The 21,403-nt window shown below is 63.3% G+C and carries 17 protein-coding genes; 12 read left to right on the forward strand and 5 right to left on the reverse strand.

Annotation, left to right across the window (positions count from 1 at the left end):
- The 5 genes from P5205_04645 to gatC are packed head-to-tail and all read left to right on the forward strand — an operon-like array spanning position 1 to position 4,265.
- Complete coding sequence (locus tag P5205_04645) at positions 1–1,830, forward strand: LptA/OstA family protein (GenBank protein ID HSA09640.1); 1,830 nt, start codon at positions 1–3, stop codon at positions 1,828–1,830.
- 22 nt (positions 1,831–1,852) lie between these two features.
- Positions 1,853–2,620, forward strand: a complete 768-nt coding sequence (lptB, locus tag P5205_04650; GenBank protein HSA09641.1) for an LPS export ABC transporter ATP-binding protein — start codon at positions 1,853–1,855, stop codon at positions 2,618–2,620.
- Between the two features lie 57 nt (positions 2,621–2,677).
- The gene (hprK, locus tag P5205_04655) at positions 2,678–3,625 is read left to right on the forward strand and encodes an HPr(Ser) kinase/phosphatase (GenBank protein HSA09642.1); all 948 of its coding nucleotides are present in this window, start codon (positions 2,678–2,680) and stop codon (positions 3,623–3,625) included.
- 51 nt (positions 3,626–3,676) lie between these two features.
- Positions 3,677–3,976, forward strand: coding sequence for an HPr family phosphocarrier protein (locus P5205_04660; GenBank protein ID HSA09643.1), 300 nt, complete (start codon positions 3,677–3,679; stop codon positions 3,974–3,976).
- A gap of 1 nt (position 3,977) precedes the next feature.
- The gene (gene gatC / locus P5205_04665) at positions 3,978–4,265 is read left to right on the forward strand and encodes an Asp-tRNA(Asn)/Glu-tRNA(Gln) amidotransferase subunit GatC (protein HSA09644.1); all 288 of its coding nucleotides are present in this window, start codon (positions 3,978–3,980) and stop codon (positions 4,263–4,265) included.
- Positions 4,266–4,292: 27 nt separating this feature from the next.
- Here the strand turns inward: gatC and P5205_04670 are convergent, their stop codons facing one another.
- Positions 4,293–5,759 carry a PLP-dependent transferase gene (locus P5205_04670; protein HSA09645.1) on the reverse strand — a complete coding sequence of 489 codons (1,467 nt, stop codon included), beginning with the start codon at positions 5,757–5,759 and terminating at the stop codon, positions 4,293–4,295.
- Between the two features lie 239 nt (positions 5,760–5,998).
- On the opposite strand from P5205_04670, the gene P5205_04675 reads away from it, so the two are divergent.
- Positions 5,999–7,252, forward strand: a complete 1,254-nt coding sequence (locus tag P5205_04675) for a hypothetical protein (GenBank protein HSA09646.1) — start codon at positions 5,999–6,001, stop codon at positions 7,250–7,252.
- 162 nt (positions 7,253–7,414) lie between these two features.
- Positions 7,415–11,128, forward strand: coding sequence for a GH116 family glycosyl hydrolase (locus tag P5205_04680; protein ID HSA09647.1), 3,714 nt, complete (start codon positions 7,415–7,417; stop codon positions 11,126–11,128).
- A 13-nt stretch (positions 11,129–11,141) separates the two neighbouring features.
- Here P5205_04680 and P5205_04685 read toward each other — a convergent pair whose 3' ends face one another.
- From P5205_04685 to P5205_04700, 4 genes are all read right to left on the reverse strand, one after another.
- Positions 11,142–11,492, reverse strand: a complete 351-nt coding sequence (locus P5205_04685; GenBank protein HSA09648.1) for a hypothetical protein — start codon at positions 11,490–11,492, stop codon at positions 11,142–11,144.
- 241 nt (positions 11,493–11,733) lie between these two features.
- On the reverse strand, positions 11,734–11,940 hold the full coding sequence (locus P5205_04690) for a hypothetical protein (protein HSA09649.1): 207 nt from the start codon (positions 11,938–11,940) through the stop codon (positions 11,734–11,736).
- A gap of 164 nt (positions 11,941–12,104) precedes the next feature.
- Positions 12,105–12,929, reverse strand: coding sequence for a tetratricopeptide repeat protein (locus tag P5205_04695; GenBank protein ID HSA09650.1), 825 nt, complete (start codon positions 12,927–12,929; stop codon positions 12,105–12,107).
- Positions 12,926–14,779: a BatD family protein gene (locus P5205_04700; GenBank protein ID HSA09651.1), complete on the reverse strand. Its 1,854-nt coding sequence runs from the start codon at positions 14,777–14,779 to the stop codon at positions 12,926–12,928. The genes P5205_04695 and P5205_04700 overlap by 4 nt, the downstream gene beginning before the upstream one ends.
- Before the next feature lie 335 nt (positions 14,780–15,114).
- Here P5205_04700 and P5205_04705 point away from each other — a divergent pair, with 335 nt between their 5' ends.
- From P5205_04705 to P5205_04725, 5 genes are all read left to right on the forward strand, one after another.
- The gene (locus tag P5205_04705) at positions 15,115–17,376 is read left to right on the forward strand and encodes a hypothetical protein (protein ID HSA09652.1); all 2,262 of its coding nucleotides are present in this window, start codon (positions 15,115–15,117) and stop codon (positions 17,374–17,376) included.
- A gap of 480 nt (positions 17,377–17,856) precedes the next feature.
- Positions 17,857–18,108 carry a hypothetical protein gene (locus tag P5205_04710; GenBank protein HSA09653.1) on the forward strand — a complete coding sequence of 84 codons (252 nt, stop codon included), beginning with the start codon at positions 17,857–17,859 and terminating at the stop codon, positions 18,106–18,108.
- Between the two features lie 476 nt (positions 18,109–18,584).
- On the forward strand, positions 18,585–19,058 hold the full coding sequence (locus P5205_04715; GenBank protein ID HSA09654.1) for a helix-turn-helix transcriptional regulator: 474 nt from the start codon (positions 18,585–18,587) through the stop codon (positions 19,056–19,058).
- A 157-nt stretch (positions 19,059–19,215) separates the two neighbouring features.
- The gene (locus P5205_04720) at positions 19,216–19,884 is read left to right on the forward strand and encodes a hypothetical protein (GenBank protein HSA09655.1); all 669 of its coding nucleotides are present in this window, start codon (positions 19,216–19,218) and stop codon (positions 19,882–19,884) included.
- A gap of 349 nt (positions 19,885–20,233) precedes the next feature.
- Positions 20,234–20,812, forward strand: a complete 579-nt coding sequence (locus P5205_04725; protein ID HSA09656.1) for a hypothetical protein — start codon at positions 20,234–20,236, stop codon at positions 20,810–20,812.
- The last annotated feature ends 591 nt before the right edge of the window (positions 20,813–21,403 follow it).

Genomic DNA, 21,403 nt, shown 5'->3' on the forward strand with positions numbered 1-21,403 from the left:
ATGAACCGGCATATCCAATTTACCAGTGGCGCGGCGCTGGCCATGCTGGCGCTTGGCCTGGCGATCAACGCCCGGCCGGCCCACGCGCAGCCGGTGGTCGGCGGGCAGGGTTTCAAATTCGCCGATTACCACGAAGCGCCGCATGATACGCAGATGAAAGCGCTGATCGAGGGCGCTCAGGCGCAGCAGCAGGCTGATAAACGATGGCTTGTTACCAAGGCCAAATACCAAACCTTCAGCCCGACCGGCGAGGGCGAGCTGGTGGTCGAGGCGCCCGAGTGCTTGTTCGATCCAACCCATCGCTCGATCAGTTCCGCGGGTCCGCTCCAGGTGCAAACCGCGAATGGGCGGTTCGCCATCAAAGGGGAGGGCTTCGTTCGGCAGCAGACTAATGCGACCCTGCTGGTTTCCAATCGTGTCCATACGACCATCCATCCCGATTTGCTCAAGCCGGCAGCCGCCACGCCGCTCACCAATCGGCCCGCCGAAGTGGCGCCGGGCATGGACATCTTCTCCGACCAGTTCGAATACGAGCAAACTTCGGGCAAGGGCGTGTACCAGGGAAACGTTCGCGTGACGGGGACAAACCTGAATTCCACGGCGGGGCGGCTGACCGTTCTGCTGCCAATGGCCGAGCACCGGCTGCAAAGCCTGACCGCCGAGGAACGCGTGGTTGTGGATTACGAGAAGATACATGCCACAGGCGAGTGGGCGTTCTACTCGGCAGACACCGACCTGATCCAAATGAAAGGCCAGCCGACCTGGCGGATCGAGCAGCGGCAGGGAAGCGGCGACGAGCTGATCTTCGACCGGACGAACAGGATTTTCCGAGCAATGGGCCACGCCAGGCTCCAGATGCCCGCTGCGGGCCTGGGGGCCGCCGGCTTTCTTTCGCCCCCCGGATCAAGGTCGGTCAATTCGCCGGCCCCAGCCAACGAGGTCGTCGAGATCCAATGTGATAACTACGAACTGCGGACCGATGTGGCGGTTTTTCGCGATCAGGTGAACGTCAGCGACCGCCTCGACGGCCAACTGCAAGGCCAGATGGCCTGCGGCCTGATGACGCTCACCCTGGCTGGCACAAATGAATTGGGCAAGATGGTAGCGGAGCGGGCAGTAGTCATCGCGCGGGAGGACCGGCGATTCACGGCGGCCAAAGCCGAGTACACCGCCACTAATCACTTGCTGGAGCTTATCGGCAGCCCCGCTTGGCAGGCTGGCTCCCGCGAGGGGAGAGGCGACTCGATACGCGTGAACCTTGCCCGCGAGGAGATGCTCGTGGAAGGAAATGCTTTCATGAGACTGCCCGCCGCCGAGGTTGGGCAGGCCGCTCTGGCTGGCTCGGCTGCGCCCACACCCGGCCAGACCAGCGGGGGCGCGCCGGCATTCGCGGAGATTTACTCGCAGCAGTATTTGCTCACGCCAGCAACAGGCCTGTTTCATGGCGGGGTGCGGATTGAACATCCGCAGATGAAATGGACCTGCGAGGAGCTGACCATGCTGTCGCCTCCGGAATTGGGGAAGGATGGCCGCATGCTGATTGCCGAGCCGTCGGTGGTGTTCGACCTGCAAAATGCGCAGGGGCAGACTCTCCGTGGCACCGGTCAAAAGGCCGTCTTCACCCGCCGCCTCACTGCCACGCTGACCAACGATCTGATGGAGCTGACCGGCACCCCCGCCGTTCTGGCCGCGACCAACATTGTGATCCGGAACAAGACCATCGCCCTGGACCTGTCGAGCCACAAGCTGACGACCCCGGGTAGGTACAACTTTCGAGGCCCGCTGCCGGCCTCCGCAACGAACCTGTTCCGGCCGCCGAACGGCAGCTAAACCAGATCGTGCACCGCGTGTCTTGAAAACCCCTCCGCCAGACGAATCGAACGCCCCGCCCGCGAACGGCAAGCTGCTGGCCACAGAGAAGCTGGTGAAAGAATATCGCCAGCGCCGCGTGGTCAACGGTGTTTCCATCACGGTCGAGGCCGGGGAGATCGTCGGGCTGCTCGGGCCGAATGGCGCCGGCAAGACCACCACTTTCAACATGGTGGTCGGGGTCATCAAGCCCGACGCCGGGGTGGTCAAATTCGCGTCCCGCAACATCAGCCGCCTCCCGATGCACAAGCGCGCCCGGCTGGGCATGGGTTACCTGACGCAGGAGCCGTCCATCTTCCGCAAGCTCACGGTCGAGCAGAACATTCTGGCCATTCTCGAGACCTGCCGGCTGCGCCGGGCCGAGCGCGCCGTGCGGCTGAAGTATCTGCTGGACGAGCTTGATATGACGTCCCTGGCAAAGAGCCGGGCCTACACGCTGAGCGGCGGCGAGAAACGCCGGCTGGAAATCACCCGCGCGCTGGTGACCAGCCCCAAGCTGCTCCTGCTGGACGAGCCTTTCAGCGGGATTGACCCCATTGCCGTTTACGAGGTGCAAAAGATTGTGCGCCGTCTGAAACAGCGCGGCCTGGGGATTCTGGTCACCGACCACAACGTGCGCGAAACCTTGAAGCTCGTGGACCGGGCCTACCTCATCCACAAGGGGGAAGTCGTTTATGAGGGCAATGCCGAGGACCTGGTCAACGACCCCAAGGCGCGGGAGATCTATCTGGGCCCGGAATTTAACCTATGAGCCGGAACTTAGGGCAAGAGAGCACGTGTTCAGCCGCGAACTCTCGTTATTCTCGCCATGCAAACTAACCACATCACCGTCGAGCGGTTCTATACCGAGCACGCCAGCTCCCTGCAGCTCAATCTGGTGGCCGGTGCTACGGGGCTCAAGCGCATCATCCGCGAGCCAACGGTGAATAGGCCGGGCCTGGCGTTATCGGGGTTCACGCGCTACTTCGCCAACAAACGGTTGCAGGTCATCGGCAATGCCGAAGCCTTCTTCCTCAAGTCGCTCTCGGCTGAGGAGCAGGCCAAGCGTTACGAGCTTTTCTTCTCCTACAAAGTCCCGGGTGTCGTGTTCTCTCGCAACCTGCACCCAAGCAAGTTGTGCCTCAAGGCGGCCGAGGAAGCCCGGGTGCCGGTGTTCCGCTGCCCAATGGTAACCATGAAGTTCATCAACCTGGCCACCCTGGCCCTCGAGATGATGTTTGCCCCGCGCGGCACTGAAATGGGCAGCATGGTGGACATCCTGGGCGTCGGCGTGATCATCCGCGGGGAAAGCGGAATCGGCAAGAGCGAGAGCGTGCTGGCGCTTATCGAGCGGGGCTACAGCCTCGTGGCCGACGACATCACCAAGGTGACGCTGGTGGACGGCCGGGAAGTCGTGGGCACCAGCGCCGAAGTCACGCGCGACCACATGGAGGTGCGTGGCATCGGCATCATCAACGTCGCCGCCATGTTCGGCGTCAAGAGCATCCGCCACGAAAAACGGGTGGACCTGGTCGTCTCGCTCAAGTCGTGGAATGAAGTCCCGGACGTGGATCGCCTGGGGCTGGAGCAGGAGTTCGTCAAAGTCCTGGGCATTGACGTTCCGCATATTACCATTCCAGTGCGGCCGGGGCGCGATTTGGCGCGGTTGATCGAAGTGGCCGCCTTCCAGGTCAAGCTCAAGGTCGCGGGCTACAATCCGGCCAAAGAGCTCAATGACCGGCTCATCGCCCGGATGGCGGCGGCGGCGAAGCCATAGAATTCAGTGGCGCCAAAGCGCGCTTTTGGCGTATTGTCCTCTTTGGACTGAATGAGCGCGAAGGTGATAGCGGGCGGCGAATCCGTCATGACAAAAGACTTTCAGGTGTCGAATAAGCTGGGCATCCACGCCCGGCCGGCGGCCATGTTCGTCAAGACGGCCAATCGCTTTCACTGCGACATCTTTGTGGAGAAGGACGGCGAGAAGGTCAACGGCAAGAGCATCATGGGTCTGATGATGCTGGCCGCCGGCCCCGGCAGCAAATTCACCGTTCATGCCCACGGCCAGGACGCTCCCCAGGCTCTGGCCGAGTTGGAGATACTCATTAACCGCAAGTTCGACGAGGAATGATATGGCCGCGGTGGAAATTGATGTGAAGTATGTCGCGCATCTGGCGCGTCTGTCGCTCTCGCCCGAGGAGGAGCAGAAAATGGGCGAGCAGTTGGGAAATATCCTCGCTTACATCGAGAAGCTTAAGGAGGTGGATGTTAGCGGAGTGGAGCCGACAGCCCACGCGTTCCCGCTAGTCAACGTGACCCGGGCTGACGAAGTCCAGCCCTCCCTCAGCAACGAGGAGGCCCTAAGCAATGCCCCTGCGCACGCCAACGGCCTGTTCATGGTCCCCAAGATCGTCGAGTAAGCATCGTTCCGATGCATTCCCGGAGGTTCAAGGCACCTCACACAAGGCCCGTTCGAGACGCTGCCAGAGGTCCTCCGGGTCTTCCAGACCGACGGAGATGCGAATCAGGTAACGCGAAACGCCGCACGATTCCGCCCACGCCAGCTCGGTATAGTGCGCCAGCAGGGTGAAAGGGCAGGCCAGAGTAAACACCGTGCCCAGGCTCGGCCCTTTGCAGAACTCCAGGCGGTCGTAGATGATTGGGGACTTTGTTTCCCCGTTTTTGGGCAGGAAAGTGATGAGGGCGCCCCAGCCGCCTGCCGGGCGCCGCACGGCTTCGTAAGCTTCGCTGAACTCCCATTTCGGATACCAGACACGTTCGACGGCCGGATGGCGGCGCAGGCGCTCGGCCAGCAGAAGGCCGTTCTGATTATGCCGCGTCATGCGCTCCGGAAAGCCGCGGGCCTGCGTATCCAGCACCGCGGCATCATCGCCCCACAACACTTCTTCATGCTGCGCGCTGACGATGGGTTTAAGTTCGCGGTGGAGGGGGGACTTGGGATTGCAGATGAGCGCGCCGCCCATCGCGTTGCCGGTGCCGACGATGAACTTAGTGAGGCTGGTGGCAATTAGATCAGCATGGCCGGTCAAATCCACGTTAACAGGCGTCGCGACCACATCGTCCATCACCAGCGGCACGCGGTGCTCGCGCAGCGCGGGACTGATACGGCGCACATCCGCCGAACCGAGCAGGGGGTTGCCGGGGATTTCGCAAAAGCAAGCCGCCAGTGGCTGCCGGCGCATTAAGGTCTGCAACTCCTGGTCTATATTTCCCAGGTTGTGCAGCAGCTTGCCGTCGTGGCCGAGCTTTTGCTGGAGTTTCAGTGTGTCAACATAGGGGAACCCCAATTGGACTGTCGGCCTGCCGGGAGTTCGCTGCATGACGGCCTGCAAGGCGGCGAACTGGGCAGCCATCCCGGTCACCGTAAGGAATACATCGTCTTCGGCGCAGTCATACAAGCCGGCGAGCTGTCGTCGCAAAGACTGGCGCACCACCAGATCATCGGATGCGGTCCCGCCCCCGGCCAAGTGTGCTTCAGCCTGCCGGGTGGACACTATCAACCCCGTATGCTGCCAGAATGCTCGCAAGGCGGCCATGCCGGCGTCGCTGGTCACCACTCCATGAATGCCGCGATGCGCCAGGACCTTGGCCTGCGCGCCGCTGGAGCGCTCGATGAACTGCGCGCAGAGCCTGGCGGCGCGGAGCGAGGGAAACGGCAGGCACGGCCGCCCATCCCCGATTTGCCGCGCCAACTCCCGCACCGCCGCATGAATGAAGAAGCGCGGATAACCGCTGGTCAACGCGTTGACCACCTCGGCCTTCTTCTCCTCGTATCCCACCACGTCCTGCCATCGCGGCAGCGCCACCGACACCGCATGCGGTGAGGCTGGAATGGGCTGACCCAACTCCTCGCCCCGCCAAATCGGGTGTTGCGACAAATCGCGCGCAGGCATTTTGGTTGTGGGCAAGAGCCTAAACCAGACCGGAGCCCAAAGCGAATTCTTTCAGGCTGGCCTGACAATCGGCGCCAGGAAACCGCGTTCTCTGGCGATGCTGGACCTCTCTATTTGCGCTGGACTTTCCCCGGCAAGCACCCAGACTGCCGGCACTGAACTGTCGGAACGCCAACGGCTGAAACCGAATGAGCGAGCCACCGCGAGATTTGTCTTAGCCTCTAACTGTTAGCCTTTCCATGCAGCCACCCGTCATCAGCCCTCCGCCACCGCCCCCGCTGGAGCCGGAGCGCAAGCCGGGGCCGGGCCGGCAACTCCTCGTTCTCCTGCTAAGCCTGTGCCTTGGGCTCTTTCTGGCCGATGCGGTCGTATCCCTGGTGGACGATTCACTGATCCTTCTCTTTGATCTTCACCTTCTGGCGCTGTTGCGCGTCCTTGTGTTTCTTCCCACCCTGCTCACGACGCTCGTGGTATACGTGCTGATGGGACTCACGCCCATGATCCCCAAGCGGCTGTTTCTCCCGGTCACACTCTTCAATCCGCTGGCCGTTGTTGTTCTGCTTCCGCTGGCGACGTACTATCACGGCCGGTTTCAGGAGGTAGCGTGGATCACCTCGCTTTGCCAGGTCGCGCTCGGTCTGGCCATTGTATGGTGGGCCCAGGGCGGGCCGAGGTTGCGTTGGCCGTTGGTGGCATTTGGCTGGCTGGGAGCCCGGCGCTTTGGCTGGTTCAACCTCTCGGCGTTCCTGCTGTTAAACATCTTTGTATTACTGCCCGCGGTAGTTGCCTATCTGGCCGTTTGCACGGCGCTGTCCGTGGCGCATTTCAGCGAAGGTTTCCTGACGCTGCGGCCGGGGGGGCTTACCGTTCAGGCGCGCAAGTACGTTCGCGAGGATGGCAAAGTGATCCACCTCGTTCCGATGGCGCACGTCGGTGAAGCCGGCTTCTACCACAAACTGTCGCAATCGTTCCCGACCAACGCGGTGGTGCTAATGGAGGGAGTCACCGACAACAATAGCCTGCTGACCAACACCATCACTTACCAGCGCATGGCATCCTCTCTCGGTCTCGCCGAGCAGGAAAAGGAATTCAATCCCGTCCAGGTCCAACTGGTGATGGCGGATGTGGATGTGGAGCAGTTCACTACCAACACAATCGGCATGCTCAACCTGTTGATGCTCATTCATGCCAAAGGGGTGAATGCTGAAACTGTGCTGAAGTTGTTTCGCCACTCACCGCCCCCTCACTTCGAGGAGGAGCTATTCGATGACCTGATCACCAAACGCAACCAGCGGGTCCTGGAAGAAATCCACGCCCGTCTCACTGATCCGGAGCCGATCGTCGTTCCGTGGGGCGTGGCCCACATGCCGGGCGTTGCGGAAGGAATTAAGGCGTCCGGCTTCCGTGTGGCCGAAACCCAGGATTATACCGTGATGCGATTCCGCTTCCCTGGTAGCGCGAGCAAGAGCCCTGGGAAACAGCGAGGCAGTTAAGTCCCGCCGTTGGGCGGGCAAGGCTCAACAGCCTGTGTTGGAGGAAGTCTAACCCCTGCGGTTCGGAAGGGGAGATTCGGGCTTGGCAACTGAAAAGGGGACTGGTAGCAGAGACGGCGAATAATGTTCGGCACGAGTCAACGCAAGTGAAGGAGGCAAGTGATGCGCAAATGCAACTGTTCGGGACACTGTGGTCCACAAGGCATCAACCGGCGTGAGTTCATTGGGCTGGTGGGGGCGGGGGCGGCGGCGGCGATGCTGGGCACCCCGGCGTGGGGGGCGTTTGAACTGCCGGCGGATGAGTTGGAGCGGTGGCGGCGGGAACTGTTTGCCCCGGACCAGCCGCGCCTTTACCTGTCCGGCAGACACACGGACACCCGGATGCACCTGGGCGGCATTGGCACCGGCAACATCGAGTTGGGCGTGGACGGCCAATTCACCAACTGGCAGTTGTTCAACACGCTGAGGGGCGGGCAGGTGCCTTTGCATTTCCTGATCCGCGCGGGCGGCGTCATCCGGATGCTTCAGACAGGGGGCGGGCCCGACTGGCCGCGGGTCAAGCAGATTGAGATGCGGGGCGAATACCCAGTGGCGGAGCTGCGCTGCAAGGATCCGGAGTTGCCCGTCGAGGTGGAGTTGGCAGCTTTCAGCCCGCTTGCGCCGCTGGACGCGCGCTTCTCGGCGATGCCGCTGGCGGCGCTCCTCTTCCGGGTCACTAACCCGGCGAAGCAGAAGCAGACGGTGTCGCTGGCGGCGGTGATGCAAAACCCGGTGGGCTACGATGCGGCTGGGCCGAACAACTCAGCCAGCAACGCGTGCTTCGGCGGCAACGTCAACGAGGTGCTGCGCGAAGGCGGGCGGGGCGGGCTGTACATGCGCGCGGAAGCTGCGGGGGAAGCGTCGCTGGACAAGCCGGTGGCGATTTATACGGCTGCCAATCTGAAGGCGCTGCTGGAGCCGCCGCCAGACCGGCCGGAGGGACTGGCGGTCGAAGTGCTCGGAGACAAGCCGTTGCCGGCGGAAAAGCTGCGCGATCCGGCGCACACAGTGATCTGGCTGGAGGAGGCCGGGACGGACCTTTCAGAAGGACTGCTCCGCGGCGCGCGGGAGGCGGTGCAGGCGGGCGCGACGCTGCTCTGGTCGGGCCGGACGATGCCGCTGTTGGCGGGCTACGGGGCGTGGACCGGCGGCAAGCCGGTTGCCGAGGTCAGCCCGCGGCCGGACATTGTGTTCGAGGATTTCGAGGGCGGCTACGATAAGTGGACGGTGACGGGCGAGGCCTTCGGCAAGGAGCCCCCGCAGGGGACGCTGCCTATGCAAAACCCGGTGACCGGGTTTCTCGGCAAGGGCCTGGTCAACAGCTTCGTCGGCGGAGACGATATGACTGGCCGGATGGTCAGCAAGCCGTTCACCATCGAGCGGCAGTTTATCCGGTTTCTCGTGGGGGGCGGTCGCCACGCCAACACCCAGATGCGGCTGGTGGTGGACGGCAATGTGGTGCGCGCCACCTCGGGCAAGGACAACGAACAGTTGCTGCCGGCGATGTGGTTTGTGGGCGAGTGGCGAGGCCAGTCCGCGCACATTGAGATCGTGGACGAGCAGATGGGCGGGTGGGGGCACATCAACGTGGATCGGATCGAGTTCTCGGATATGCCGGCGACCCGGGAGTTGATGCAGTTGCTGGAGGAGCTGCTGCCGGCGCGGTTCAGCAGCCTCCGGCCGGCGGATGGCGAGGCTGGCAACGGTGGGGCGGTGGAGTTTGAGGGGCTGGTGCCGCAACCCGGCGCGACTGAGTCCAAGGCGTCCGATGGCACACGGCTGTTAATGCGGACGGTGGGAAAGGGCAAGGTAGTGATCGCGGCTGGAGCGGTGCTGGAGCCGGCGCGTGCGGGATGGAGCCAGTACCGGCAGAGCGCCTATACGCTGGTTTGCGGGTTGGTGGGGGCGAGTTACACTGGGGGAGGCGGGTTCCAGCATCCCAAGGCGCCGGGTTTCGGCACGCTGGCGCTGGCAGCGCTTGGGGACGAAGTCACCGTGCTGTCGGCGGCGGCGCATCGGGAGGATGCGTGGAGAGCATTCGCGGCGGAGGGCAGCTTTACGCCGCTGGCCGAGGCCAGATCCAACGCGCCGACGCCGCTCGGCCGCACCCTGTATGGGGCGGTTGCCGTCAACGTTAATGTGCCGCCGGGGAAGAGTGTTGACGTTCCATTCCTGCTGGCGTGGCATTACCCCAACAAATACAACGCCGTCCATACCTGGATGGGCTGCCACTACGCGACGCAATGGGCCGACGCGCGGGCGGTGATGCGCGAGGCGTTGAAGGACTATGGCGCGTTGCACGGGCGGACGGAGCGGTTCCGCAGGACGTTTTACGACAGCACACTGCCGTATTGGCTGCTGGATTGCCTCACCGCGAATGCCGCCATTATCCGGCACATCGGCGTGGTGTTCCGCATCGCGAACGGGGACACGTATGGTTGGGAAGGCTCGAACGGCTGCTGCCAGCCGACGTGCACGCATGTGTGGGGTTATGAGCAGAGCCTGTCGCGCCTGTTCCCGTCGCTGGAGCAGGACATGCGCCGGATTGACTTCAAGCACCAGCAACGCCCGGACGGCGGGGTCAACAACCGGACCGAGGTGCCGTCGCCGCCGCGGCCGACGGGCGAGCAACCGTTCGCGGACGGCCACGCAAGCTGCATTCTCAAGGCCTATCGCGAGGCGCTTAACCAGCCGGACGACGGGTTTTTCCGGGAGTATTGGCCGCACATCAATCGCGCGGTGGAATACCTGATCGGGCGCGACGCGAAGTCGGCCGGAGGGCAGCCCGAGGGCATTTTGCAGGATGATCAATGGAACACCTATGACGAGGCGCTGCACGGGGTGACGACGTTCATCAGCGGGTATTACCTGGCGGCGCTGCGCGCGGGCGAAGAGTGGGGCCGGCGGGTGGGGGACAAGGCCGCGGCGGAGCGGTTTCGCAGCGTCTTCGAGAAGGGCCGGAGGAAGCTCGTCGAGCTGTGCTGGAACGGGGAGTATTTCCAGCAGCATCTGGCGGATTACATGAAGCGGCCGGGGGAAGTGGGCCCGGGCTGTATGGCGGACCAATTGATCGGCCAGTGGTGGGCGCACCAACTCGGGCTGGGCTACATCCTGCCGCGGGAGATGGTGGTGTCGGCGCTGCGGGCGGTATTCAATTACAACTGGAAGTCCAACCTGACGGGCTGGCCGCACGCGCCACGGGCGTTTGCCGGGGCGAAGGACAAGGGGCTGATCACTTGCACGTGGCCCAAGGGCGGCCGGCCGGGGCACGTGATGCTCTACTCGGACGAGGTCTGGACAGGCATCGAATACCAGGTAGCGGCGCACATGATCTACGAAGGGTTGGTGGAGGAGGCGTTCGCCATCGTGAGGGGGGCGCGCGACCGCTATGACGGAATCCCGCGCCCGCCGATCGAGCGCAATCCGTGGAACGAGCTCGAGTGCGGCGGGCACTATGCGCGGGCGATGTCGTCGTGGTCGCTGCTGCTGGCGCTGTCGGGCTGGGATTACGATGGGCCGCGGCAAGCGCTGCGGTTCACGCCGCGCCACACGCCGGGGGACTTCAAGGGCTTCTTCGTGGGGCCGGAGGGGTGGGGCAGCTTGCGACAGACGCGGGAGGGACAGACGCAGCGGAATGAGTTAAGTGTTTGCGAGGGAAGGCTGGCGGTGGCGGAGTTCGCACTGTCCGTGGCCGGGACGCCCAAACGGGTGAAAGTGGAATGCGGTGGCAAGACGGTGCCCAGCGCGTTTAAGTCTGAGGCGGGTGGGGTGGTGGTGTCGTTGAAGCGTCCTGTGGTGGTTGGAGCCGGCCAGAAGCTCACGGTCGGGATTAGCTAGAGGAAGGCAGAGATCAGTCTCCGTGCCACGCTCCCGCATCTTTCATGTACTGGACCCACGCCTCATAATCGGCTCGAAGCATCGCATCAAGCTCCTCCTGTGTCTCGATGCGCTTGAAGTAATAACAGGTTTTGCCTCGAATGCGCTTCTTCCGATGCATATCCAGGACCCAGAGAAGGTCGCTGGGCTCCTCCTCCTCAAGCAAGTACTTGTCCTTTCGCCAACACTTTGCGATGGGGAATAACTTATACGATCGGAGTGGGTGCGTTGGTTGAAGTGTGCGGTCAAAGAACTCCAGTACCGCGTCCACGTACTCCAGGGGAATCGACTCCCAAGCGTCATTGTATGTGATCTGGGGTTGCATACCGGGGCGGTGCTTGCTTTATGCCGAACGTCAATATCAGTTCCCACCGACGACGGCCAGGTCGCAGTGGAGCCAGCCGCGCAGCGCGGACTGGCTTGGGGTTGGTGGCGGGGCGGAGACTTCGCAAGCGGCCGGCCTCATTCAGGCACCAATCATGCGTTCGTATTCGTCGTGAGGCCCAATCCAAAACCAGACCAGCCCATCGGCCACGGGGGCGGCCAAAGCGCGGTGGTGTGACTCCTCACGGGAGCGGGGTGCAGCGTCCCGCTTTGAACTCCGCGATCGCTTCCTGCGCCAGCCGGTCCAGCGGTCCTCCGGCCCGGGCATCCTCTGCAATCTGGGTATCCCACTCCGCCTCGCACCGGCGGTCCAGCCGCTCCTTCAGCTCCCAGAGCTCTTTGCGGGGCAACCGGGCGATGGCGGCTTCGATCTCGGTGACGGTGCTCACGGGCCCAAGCTAGCAGTTTCGGGCTCTCCTTTCAACTCGCAATTCCGGCTGCCTTAATCCGTTGCAGGCTCCTGAGCCCCGGAGAGCGAGCGTCCACGCGGGCCCAAACAACTTTGTAGTTCCGTGGAAGTCAGGGCTTGCGGGGACGCCCGCCCTCACCGGAGTTAGCCGCCCGCGACAACCGCTTGGTCCCGGCGGAGCCAGCCGGTTCGGCGGGGGCCGGCGCTGACCTGGAGCCAGTCGTCCTTTTGGTCGAGCACGCGCAGTTCGGCGCCGTCGTGGGCGGTGAAAGCGGCGGGGGACTCGGCCAGCGGGCCGAAGCGGACCACGGCGTCGCGCGCAGTAACGATGGCGGTGCGGGTGAAGCGGGCCTGGCGCAGGGCGGCGCCGGCGCAGGCGGCCAAGATGACCACCAGAATGGCCAGGCCGAGGACGTAGAAGCGCAGAGCTGGTTTAAGGGCGGGCCGCCATTGGAGGAAGGCGAGCAGCAGCAGCCAGAGCCAGAGCGCGCCTGCGGCCAGCAGGGTCCATTCGTTCAGGGTCAATCGCCCGAGCCAGCGATGCCATCGGCTGGGCGCCAGGGTGGGGCCTTGGATCTGGTTGCGCGCGAACTGCAGATTGGCGCGCAGGTCCGGGTCGCGCGGGGTGAGTCGTTCGGCCTGGCGATAGGCGGCAATGGCGCGGCCGATCTGGCCGGACTTGAAATGGGCATTGCCGAGATTGAAGCTGAGCGCGGCGGCTGTCTGGCCGGACTGGCCGAGTTTCTCGTAAGCGGCGGCGGCTTCGGCGAACTTGCCTTCCTCGTAAAGCTTGTTGGCCAGTTCGAAGGCGGCGGTGGAAAGCGCGGCGCGCGAACACCAGGGAGTCAGCCAGAGAATCGTGAACAGTACTACCGCCGTTGCGACCCGGCGTCCCCGTCCCGGCGCGCGGTCGCTTGCCTTGGCGGGACCGAGGCGGAAAGACCGTCCGGTTGTCACGTTACCTCTCACAGCTTCATCTCCCTGAGATCGCGCAGGACGGCTTCGAGTTTCGGGATAATTGCGGCCAATTCCTGGCTGGTTCTGATTGGTGCATAGCGGGCGAGGTTGCAGGTCTGAAACAGCTCCTGCAAGGGGGCGAGCGTGGTTTCCGGGACGCCGCGCGGGCGGAGGTGCTCTTCAATCACGGCGTCGGTGATGGCCGAGGCCGGGAGATCAAGGCGCTCGCCGATTTGCTCCTGCAACAGGCGCACCAGCGTGGCAAAGAAGGCTTCGGACTTGTTGTCCGCGGCGGATTGACGCAACTCGTCCAGGCCCTGGCGGATGTTCTGGGCCACCTGGCGGCGGCGGCGCAGGCGGGGATTGTTCGCCAGCATCTCAGCGCGCCGGCGCCACAGGACGGCCGAGAGCCAGGCAAGGACGGGTACGGCCTGCAGCGCCAGGAACCAGGGTCGCAGCACCAGCGGCGGGGCAATCTGGGCCACTGCTCCGAGGCGCGGCTTGATGTGAACGATGTCCTGGGCGGGCGGGGCATTGTCCTGCGCGGCGCGTGTCGTGGCCGCCACCACCGGCGCCGGGGCAGCGCCGCCCGGGCGGACAACCAGAGGTATGGCAGGTTGTGTCAGCGTGCGGTAGCTCTTCTGGTCGGGGTCGAAGAAGCTGAAGGAGACCGGCGGCAGGGCTTTGATATCCGGGCTTTGGGGCACGACCACCTGCTCAAAGGTCTTGGTTCCTTGCAGGCCAAGCGGATCGGTGGTGTCCACCTTGGTGGTCGGGGGATAGGTCTTGAAGTCACGCCACGCGTTCTGCTCCGGCAAGGCGAGCGAGTCAAACGCGCCTCGCCCTGAGAGTGCCACCTTGACGGTCACCGGGTCGCCGGCGGCGACATTAGTGGGGCCGGCGGTGACGGTCATGGTGAAGTTGCCGACGGCGCCGTTGAACGTGGCGGGGATATTCTCCCTGGGCAGCGGGAGGGCTTTGAGTATTTCGGGTTCGGCCGACAGCGAGACGCGCCGCTCCTCGACCTGCATACGCTGGAACATGCCGAAGGGATCAAAGGGATCGCGGCGGCGTTGGTTGGGCAGCGGAATCTGCAAGGTGAGCGGGACATCCATCGAGCCAAGGGTGATGGGCCCGGTTTTGATGGGGGAGAGTGAGGTGACGAGAGTCGCGACGACGTAGCTGGCATTGCCCAGGCGCGCCCGGCGGCGTTGCGCGTGGGCCGTTTTGATGATGCTGACGCCTTCGGCTTTCACAGGGCATCCGCTGAATTGGTCAAAACCCTGCAGGATGTCCTCCCCGTTGGCGAGGCCGTCGCGCACATACACCTGGAACTCGACCGACAGGATTTCGCCGACATAGACCTCCTTTTTCGGGACAAAGAGCTTGAAGAACGCCAGTTTGTCCCCGGCGCCATCCGCGGCACTGGTGGGGGCTTTTACCGCGGTCAGTTTCAGCGGTTGCGAGCTCAGGACCTGGCCGCCAATTTCGACAGTGAGGGCCGGGATGGCAAAGTCGCCCGGCTGGGTGGGGGTCAGGAGAAAGGTCTGCGAGATGCTGGCCGAGAACTGACCGTTGATGACGGTAATGCTCTGGGAGGTCCCGCCGCCAGAGACTTGCAGGTTCGGGATCGTCGGCGGGGACGGCGTCGTCTTGGGCTGGCCGCCGTCATAGCGGAGCGTCAGGGTGGCGCTCTCGCCGACGGTAACGCTTTCCCGGTCCAGCGTGGCCGTGAAGCTCGCCGCGCCCAGCGTGGAGGGGGCCAGCCACAGCAGCGCCGTCAGCAAAGCAAAAGCAGGCCGAAGCCTGTGCCGGCTTCGGCTGCGCGGATTGACTGTGATCCACGACGATAACCTTCGCATTACCACGTCCGCCTATTGTTGCCCGGGGAGAACCAACGATGCAAGTGTGACTCCGTGACGCTTCCTTCGGACGCCGGGCTGATGCTGGCGGACGTTCTATGGACAGCGCCTGCGGAGTTTTGTTCAGGGCTGGTGGGGCAAAGCGCCGGTCTTAAAAAAGGTGCAAGTTAGTTGTTGACATGGATAGGCGCCTTTTGTAGAAGTCAATTGCATGCTGGTATGGTGCTGGCATGGCTCTCGTTCTGGGTGACCAGGACTCGCGGCCACGGTGCTGGCTGCTCGGGGACGATGGGCCGGCAGGATGACAAGCGGAGTGGCCGTGAAAGTGGACTGCCATGAAGAGTACCGCACTGCTTAAACCAGCCTTCATCGTCGCCTGCACACTTGGACTTTTGGTGGCGCCGGCCCGGGCGTACCTCGCTCCCGACTCCTTCTTCGACGTCTTCCTGGAAGTCAGCCAGGGCCCGCCGTATCCGCCAGCCGGACCGGGGGTTTTGACGAAACTCGGCTTGCCGACCCTGCCCTTCACGCAGATCGGACAGGTCGCAATGCAGGTCAAGAACCTGACTCCGCCCGGGGCCACCGTGCTGGTCGGTTCCGACTCCGGCGGCGGCGTTGGCGACCCGGGGGTCTCATCCTTCTTCGATGTGTTCATGGACGTGCCGATGATGCCGGACAGCTTCTTCGACATCTTCACCGAACTCAGCAGCGCGGTTGGGCTGCCGATGCCCCTGGCGGGGGAACCGACGGTCGTGTGGCATGCGGATTCCTTCTTCGACGTGTTCCTGGAATGCGACGTGCCGGGACAGGGGCGGCAGTTTCTGCAGATGTCCTTCCGGGTGCCGGAGGGGCAGACCACGCGGTTCAATCCGGACCCCACGCCGCAGTATATCGCGCCCGACAGCTTCTTCGACATTTTCATGAGCGTCAGCAGCACGGCGGGTGGGCAGATCAATCCGGCCCTCCCCGTGTTCCGCGTGATCATGACCGGCACGCTGGGCTGGCCGCAGCCCCAGCCCACGCCGCGGAACGTCGTCAAGTTCCGGCAGAATCCGGACCCCACCATCCACGGCCTGGACGTGCTGGACAGTTGGCTGACCAACACCAGCCCCGCGACGTTGCTGGCCGATGACTTCATCTGCACGCGCACCGGTCCGATCACGGACATCCACCTCTTCGGCTCATGGCTGAACGACCGGGTGGACTACTGGCCCACGTTCTGGGTGGGTATCTGGGACGATGTGCCGCGCAGCGGCAACACGCCCAGCCATCCCGGCAACCTCCTCTGGTGGCAGCAATTCTCCCCCGGGCAGTACCGCGCCAGCGTTTACCAGCAGGGGCTGACGGAGAACTTCCTCGATCCGAACGCCCCGCCGCACCTCCTCGGGCAGGATCACCAGATCTGGAAGTATGACTTCTTCCCGCGCAACCCGTATCGCCAGCTCGGCTCGCCGCAGTTGCCCCGGGTTTATTGGCTTTCGGTCGTGACCAAGACGGCGCCGGGCCGCGCGTTTGGCTGGAAGACGACCCGCGATCACTACAACGACTACGCGGTTTATTCGCCGACGATGCTGACCTTCAGCGGGAATTACCCGACGCCGATGCAGCCCTGGCAAGTGATCGTTGATCACCAGGGGCGCAAGCGCGAGCTGGCCTTCATGCTGACGACCTCGCAGACCTGGGCGTGCAACAAGGATTTCTGGATCCCCTACGCCTACCCTTACGGGAACCTGCGGGTGATCGTGCCCGGGCCCTGGGGCATCGGCAACAACTTCAACGGCTTTGGCGGCAGCTCGGGCCAGTTCAGCAACTTCGAGTGTAACTGGGATGCGGCCGGGCGCACCATTATGGACTGGACCGGCGGCACGTTCACCCCCGGCCAATGGGTGCACATCGGCTTCGAGGGGCCGGGTATCTTCCCGCCCTTCCAGAACTGGGGCTGGTGGAATCCATTCGCCATGAGCTGGGCGGGCTGGGTGCCGCAGGTCAGCATCGGCTGGCAGCCGCTGCTGCAGCCCCTGCCGCGCATTGGCTTGACAAACATCCTGCCGATCGTGCCGGGCCTGACCAACAATGTGTTTATCAGCGGACTGACGGTGGAGTACCACACCAGCGCGGTCCCGCTCGACCAACTCACCCGCTACGGCGCGCGCAGTCCCATCCGCGTGGATGCGGCGCCTATCCCCACCCCGATGATCTCGCCGCAGCAATTCATTCAGATGGACATGCCCCCGCCGCCGCCCGAGGCGACGCACGCGGTGATCATCCCGCAGATCAACCCGGTGAACGAGGCCGGCGAGCCGAACCTGCAGATGCCCAACGTGGATTGGGCCATGGTCCCGCTGACAGAGACGGAGCTGCCGACGCTGCCACCGCAGCCGGAGCTGCAGGCGCCAACCCTTGCCGGCAGCGAAGTGACGCTGACCTGGACGGCGGTGCCGGGAGCGGTTTATCGCGTTCAAAGCAAAGCCAGCCTGTCCGGCGCAGGTTGGGAGGACGCGGAGGGGGATGTCATCGCGAATGAGCTCACTGCCAGCAAGGCGGTGCCGGTGGCGGGCGACACCCGTTTCTACCGCGTCGAAGCCGTGCTCCCATAGCCGCAGAACGCCTTGATCGCCCAGGCGAGGGCGCAGCCGAGACGGGCTGCGCCCTTCGCACCGCAATCCGTCCGTAAGGACCCGTCTTCCTGGACCGAATGGCCGTTCTGGTAGAGAACGGCATTGTGTCCAATTTTGGGACAGTGGTGGTTCCCGAGCGCAGCCCCCACAGCCAGAAAGGCCGGTGTGACAACGCTGTGACACCCGTGATAGCCCAGTGTGTATCCCATGGGGAGCGCTCCCCATGGGATACACACAGGGGTCTCGCCGGGTTGGCATCGTCTCCTCGCTATAGATCAAGCTTGTAGCCATCCTTTCGGGACAATGCTCAACGCAAGGCCTCCGTCTTGGGTGGAGGCCGCCTCGCCGCGTCGGCCAAACGGTGGCGCTTTCGGCGAAAGCGCCCTGCCAGACTGAGGGATTGCTGTTCAGCAAGCTGTAGTCTTGACATTGGGCGCGGGTGTGTGCGAGCCTAAGGGCATGAGAATCGCTGGAGCCTATGTGCTGCTGGCGTTGCTGGCGGCGCAGCCCTTGATCGTTTGTGCGGCCAGCTACAATGTTGGTCCGCCCGACCCGGTGGGGGAAAGGGTGTACACCTCCGTTCAGTTGGGGCGCGTGGCTGTTCCAATCGCGATACTTGCCGGCGGCTTTTGCGTGGCGTGGCTGGTGGCGAAAGCTCGCCGCCACACCAGGAAGCTCGCTCCAAACAACGGCGAGTCGCACGCCGGGTAAGCGGTGTCCATTCGGTTGAGAATGGGGAGCACATGCCCCCGGCATGTGGGTGGTGGCGTCCCGCCGCAAACTTTCGCCTCCCCGACTGGTTCATCAAACGGTAGAAGAGGAATGGGAGGACCAAGCCAACGGCGGGACGCCGTCGGCTGCACCTTCTTCAATCCGCCCCGGGCTGCTGGGCGCATCTCATTTCGTTGCAGGAGCGCCGACATTCCTGTCGGCCCGGCCAAGGGTTGACTAGAAGGCCGACAAGAATGTTGGCGCTCCACTCCTCCCATTGCAGGAAAGTGAGATTCATTCCGGATTTCTTCACGATCTCATTTGCCGTTGACAGGACGGAGAGGGCGTGCGGTAATCAAGCGGTCCTGAACATGTCTTCTTCCTGATAAGAAGACCTCGCCGCTGCAGTCGGTCGCGGCATGACGAATGGCGCAACCAGTCGCGGGCGGCGTGAAGGTCATCGGATGGGGTTGGGTATGAAACGGCACAGCGCAGAATCGCAGCCTGCGGGCCGCCGTGCGAACCGCATACGCTCGCCAGTGGCGACGGAGCCCGCAGCCCGCAATCCTGCTCCCCGGCAGGGGAAGACGGGACAGAAGAAGTCCCACGTCGTGTCTGTCGGTGTGGCGGCACATGGATCAGGCATCTTCACACCGTGCGCGTGGGCGCAAATCGCCCGCTCCCTGGACCTGTCGGGCCGGGAACTGCAGATCGTGCGCGGCATCTTCGACGACCAGACCGAGTTCGCCATCGCCGGGGAGTTGGGCATCTCGCCACACACGGTGCACACGCATCTGAGCCGGCTGCACCACAAGTTGGGGGTGGTCACCCGGACCCAGGTGAGCCTGCGCGTGATGGCAGAGTTCATGGGCCTGACCTCCGCGCCGGGCAGCCGCTTGCCCCCGCTCTGCGGCCGGCGCAGCGCCGGCGAGTGCTCGTTCCAGCGTTGACCCATCGGCGCCGGTCCGCCGGGGCCTGTCCCCTGCCTGGGTGACGTGTAAATAGGCGACTCGCAGGAATTCGCGGTTTGCTGTAAAAGCAATTTTGAAACTGAGCAAACCAACAGGCGCAGGCTGCCAGAGCATGCGCGACAATCGAGTTACCATTATGAAAGTGTTGAGAAGAATCCTCGCCCTCGGCGTCCTGACGGGAGTTGCCGTCGGCTTTGTCGCATCGGCGTTCGCGGATGACATCCAACCGCCCTGGTGGCGCGGCCAGTACAGCACCACCTCCCAATACTGGGAATTCCTTACATCCGAACCAGGTCCGCTGCAGCCGGACGGTTCGCCTCCCGGGGGGCAACCTTGGTTGCTCAGCACGCACCTGACAGTTTACCCGGACGGCCAGTGGCTGCCTTCTGATCTTTTCGGGTCTGGCCGTGTGGGCATTTGGCCGCTGTCGGGTGAAATGCGCGTCACGGTGGACAACCACAATCCGCCGAACGAGTACAAGTGGATGTGGGTGCAACTGACGTGGCACGACGAAGAGTTGAAGCCTGCCACTGGACCAATCCTCAGCGGCTTCAACCCGATGTACGACCCGGTTCCGGGATTGATCACCGTGCCGGATGAGGACCTGGGCTTCGGCTGGTATGAAACGACGTTCCAGTGGTTCATCCATCCGAATCCGCCGGATGAATTCTTCGTGATCGGCGGCAACATCCTGGTGGATGAACTGGTGATTGACACGTGGTGCATCCCCGAGCCTTCCCTGTTTGCGCTGGCCGGGTTGGGCGTGCTGTTGTTGGCATGGCGCCGGCCCGCAGTGCGTGACTGAGCCAAGAACACGGTCCGGAAGGCTAGAGCACCAAAGAGTATTTCGACATCGGCGGGCCAGGCGCAAGACCTTGATCCGCCGATGTTCTATGCGGGTGAAGGAGGAAATGGGCCTTTCTGTATTCCGCATTCATCCTTCTGCCTTCCCCCCGCCCCTGTCCCCTGCGTAGCTGACAGCTCAATAGCCGACTACCAACGAGTGCTCGCTAGGCGTAAAAGTGGGACGTGACATTGGGGAGTCAGGTCGCTAGGCAAGTGGCTGGAAGCGTGGTCGCAGACCGTTTCTGCGGTCCAATGCCTGAACAAGCTCCCTCTAATAGGTTGGCGAATCGGATAAATAGAACTGCTGTATGAAAGAGAACAGAACAACCCTCGCCGGAACGCTCCCAAGAATAGCCCTCTGTGCAATCGCCGGAGCATATCTGTGCTGCGTGACATCCTCGACTGCGTACGACATAGATCCTGCTTCTGTGGAGTATCTTGCAGGACGAACTGCTCCCGGAGAGGGCACATGGGTCGTACTCAAAGGTTCCTTCGGCTACCCGACTTGGGAATTCGATGACCAGAGCATCAAGAGCAAGCTGGTTGTTCCCAACCAAGCACGTCCAGACTTAACCAAGGTGGTCACCATGGTTCTGTTCTTCGGAGATGGCTGGGATGAAACGGTTCCAACACTGACGCTAGGTGGGGGGACACTAGCACATCATGATGTGAGCTTGGGGAGCAAAACAGCCATCTGGGAGTGGACTATGTTCCCGCAGCCAGCCAGCGAGACGATTACGTTTCCAGGCTGGTATGGGTATGACATGCACAACGGCATGACCGGGATGAAAGTCGGGACAGTTTGCATTCCAGAGCCTTCTATTTGCGGACTGGCTGGGCTGGGCATGCTGTTGCTGGCATGGCGGCGGCCCGCGGTGCGCGACTGAGCCAAGAACACGGTCCAGAAGGCCAGAGCCCCAAAGAGTATTTCGACATCGGCGGGCCAGGCGCAAGACCTTGACCTCGCCGATCAGGAGTTCCGGTCAGGACAGAAATACTCCGGTTCCACCCTGACCTGTCTGCCGACAAGCAGGCCCATCTGGTTTTGGCCGCCCAATGCTAAATGGGATTCAGAGATTGTCCCACTTGTGCGAGGAGATGTCGGCTTGCCCCATAATGCACCTCATCAGGGACCAGTCAGTGTCGCCGTGGTGCGGATTCGCAATCGTCAGGGGATCGTCGCTCCGGACCTACGGCTGATTAAAGCCCACTGACAATGTCTTGCCAGACAGGGCCCGGACCCCGGGCGCCACAGCCTGCGTCGGAAGCCGCGACTTCGGGCTTTGAGGAACCAAGTACATGTTGATGGCTGTGCCGGGCCGCCGTTTCTTCTTCAACGCCAAGGCGAGCCGTTGCACGGGGGTTGGCCACCGCCTTCGGTTCGGCACGGAACGCTGTTTTAAAGCGGTGGGATGCGCCGCACTCCAGTCGCTGCGCGAAGAGGGCAGGCGTAGCGAGGGGGGGCGGAGCCTTTGGAG

Source organism: Candidatus Paceibacterota bacterium, from assembly GCA_035452965.1.
Taxonomy (GTDB): domain Bacteria; phylum Verrucomicrobiota; class Verrucomicrobiia; order Limisphaerales; family UBA8199; genus UBA8199.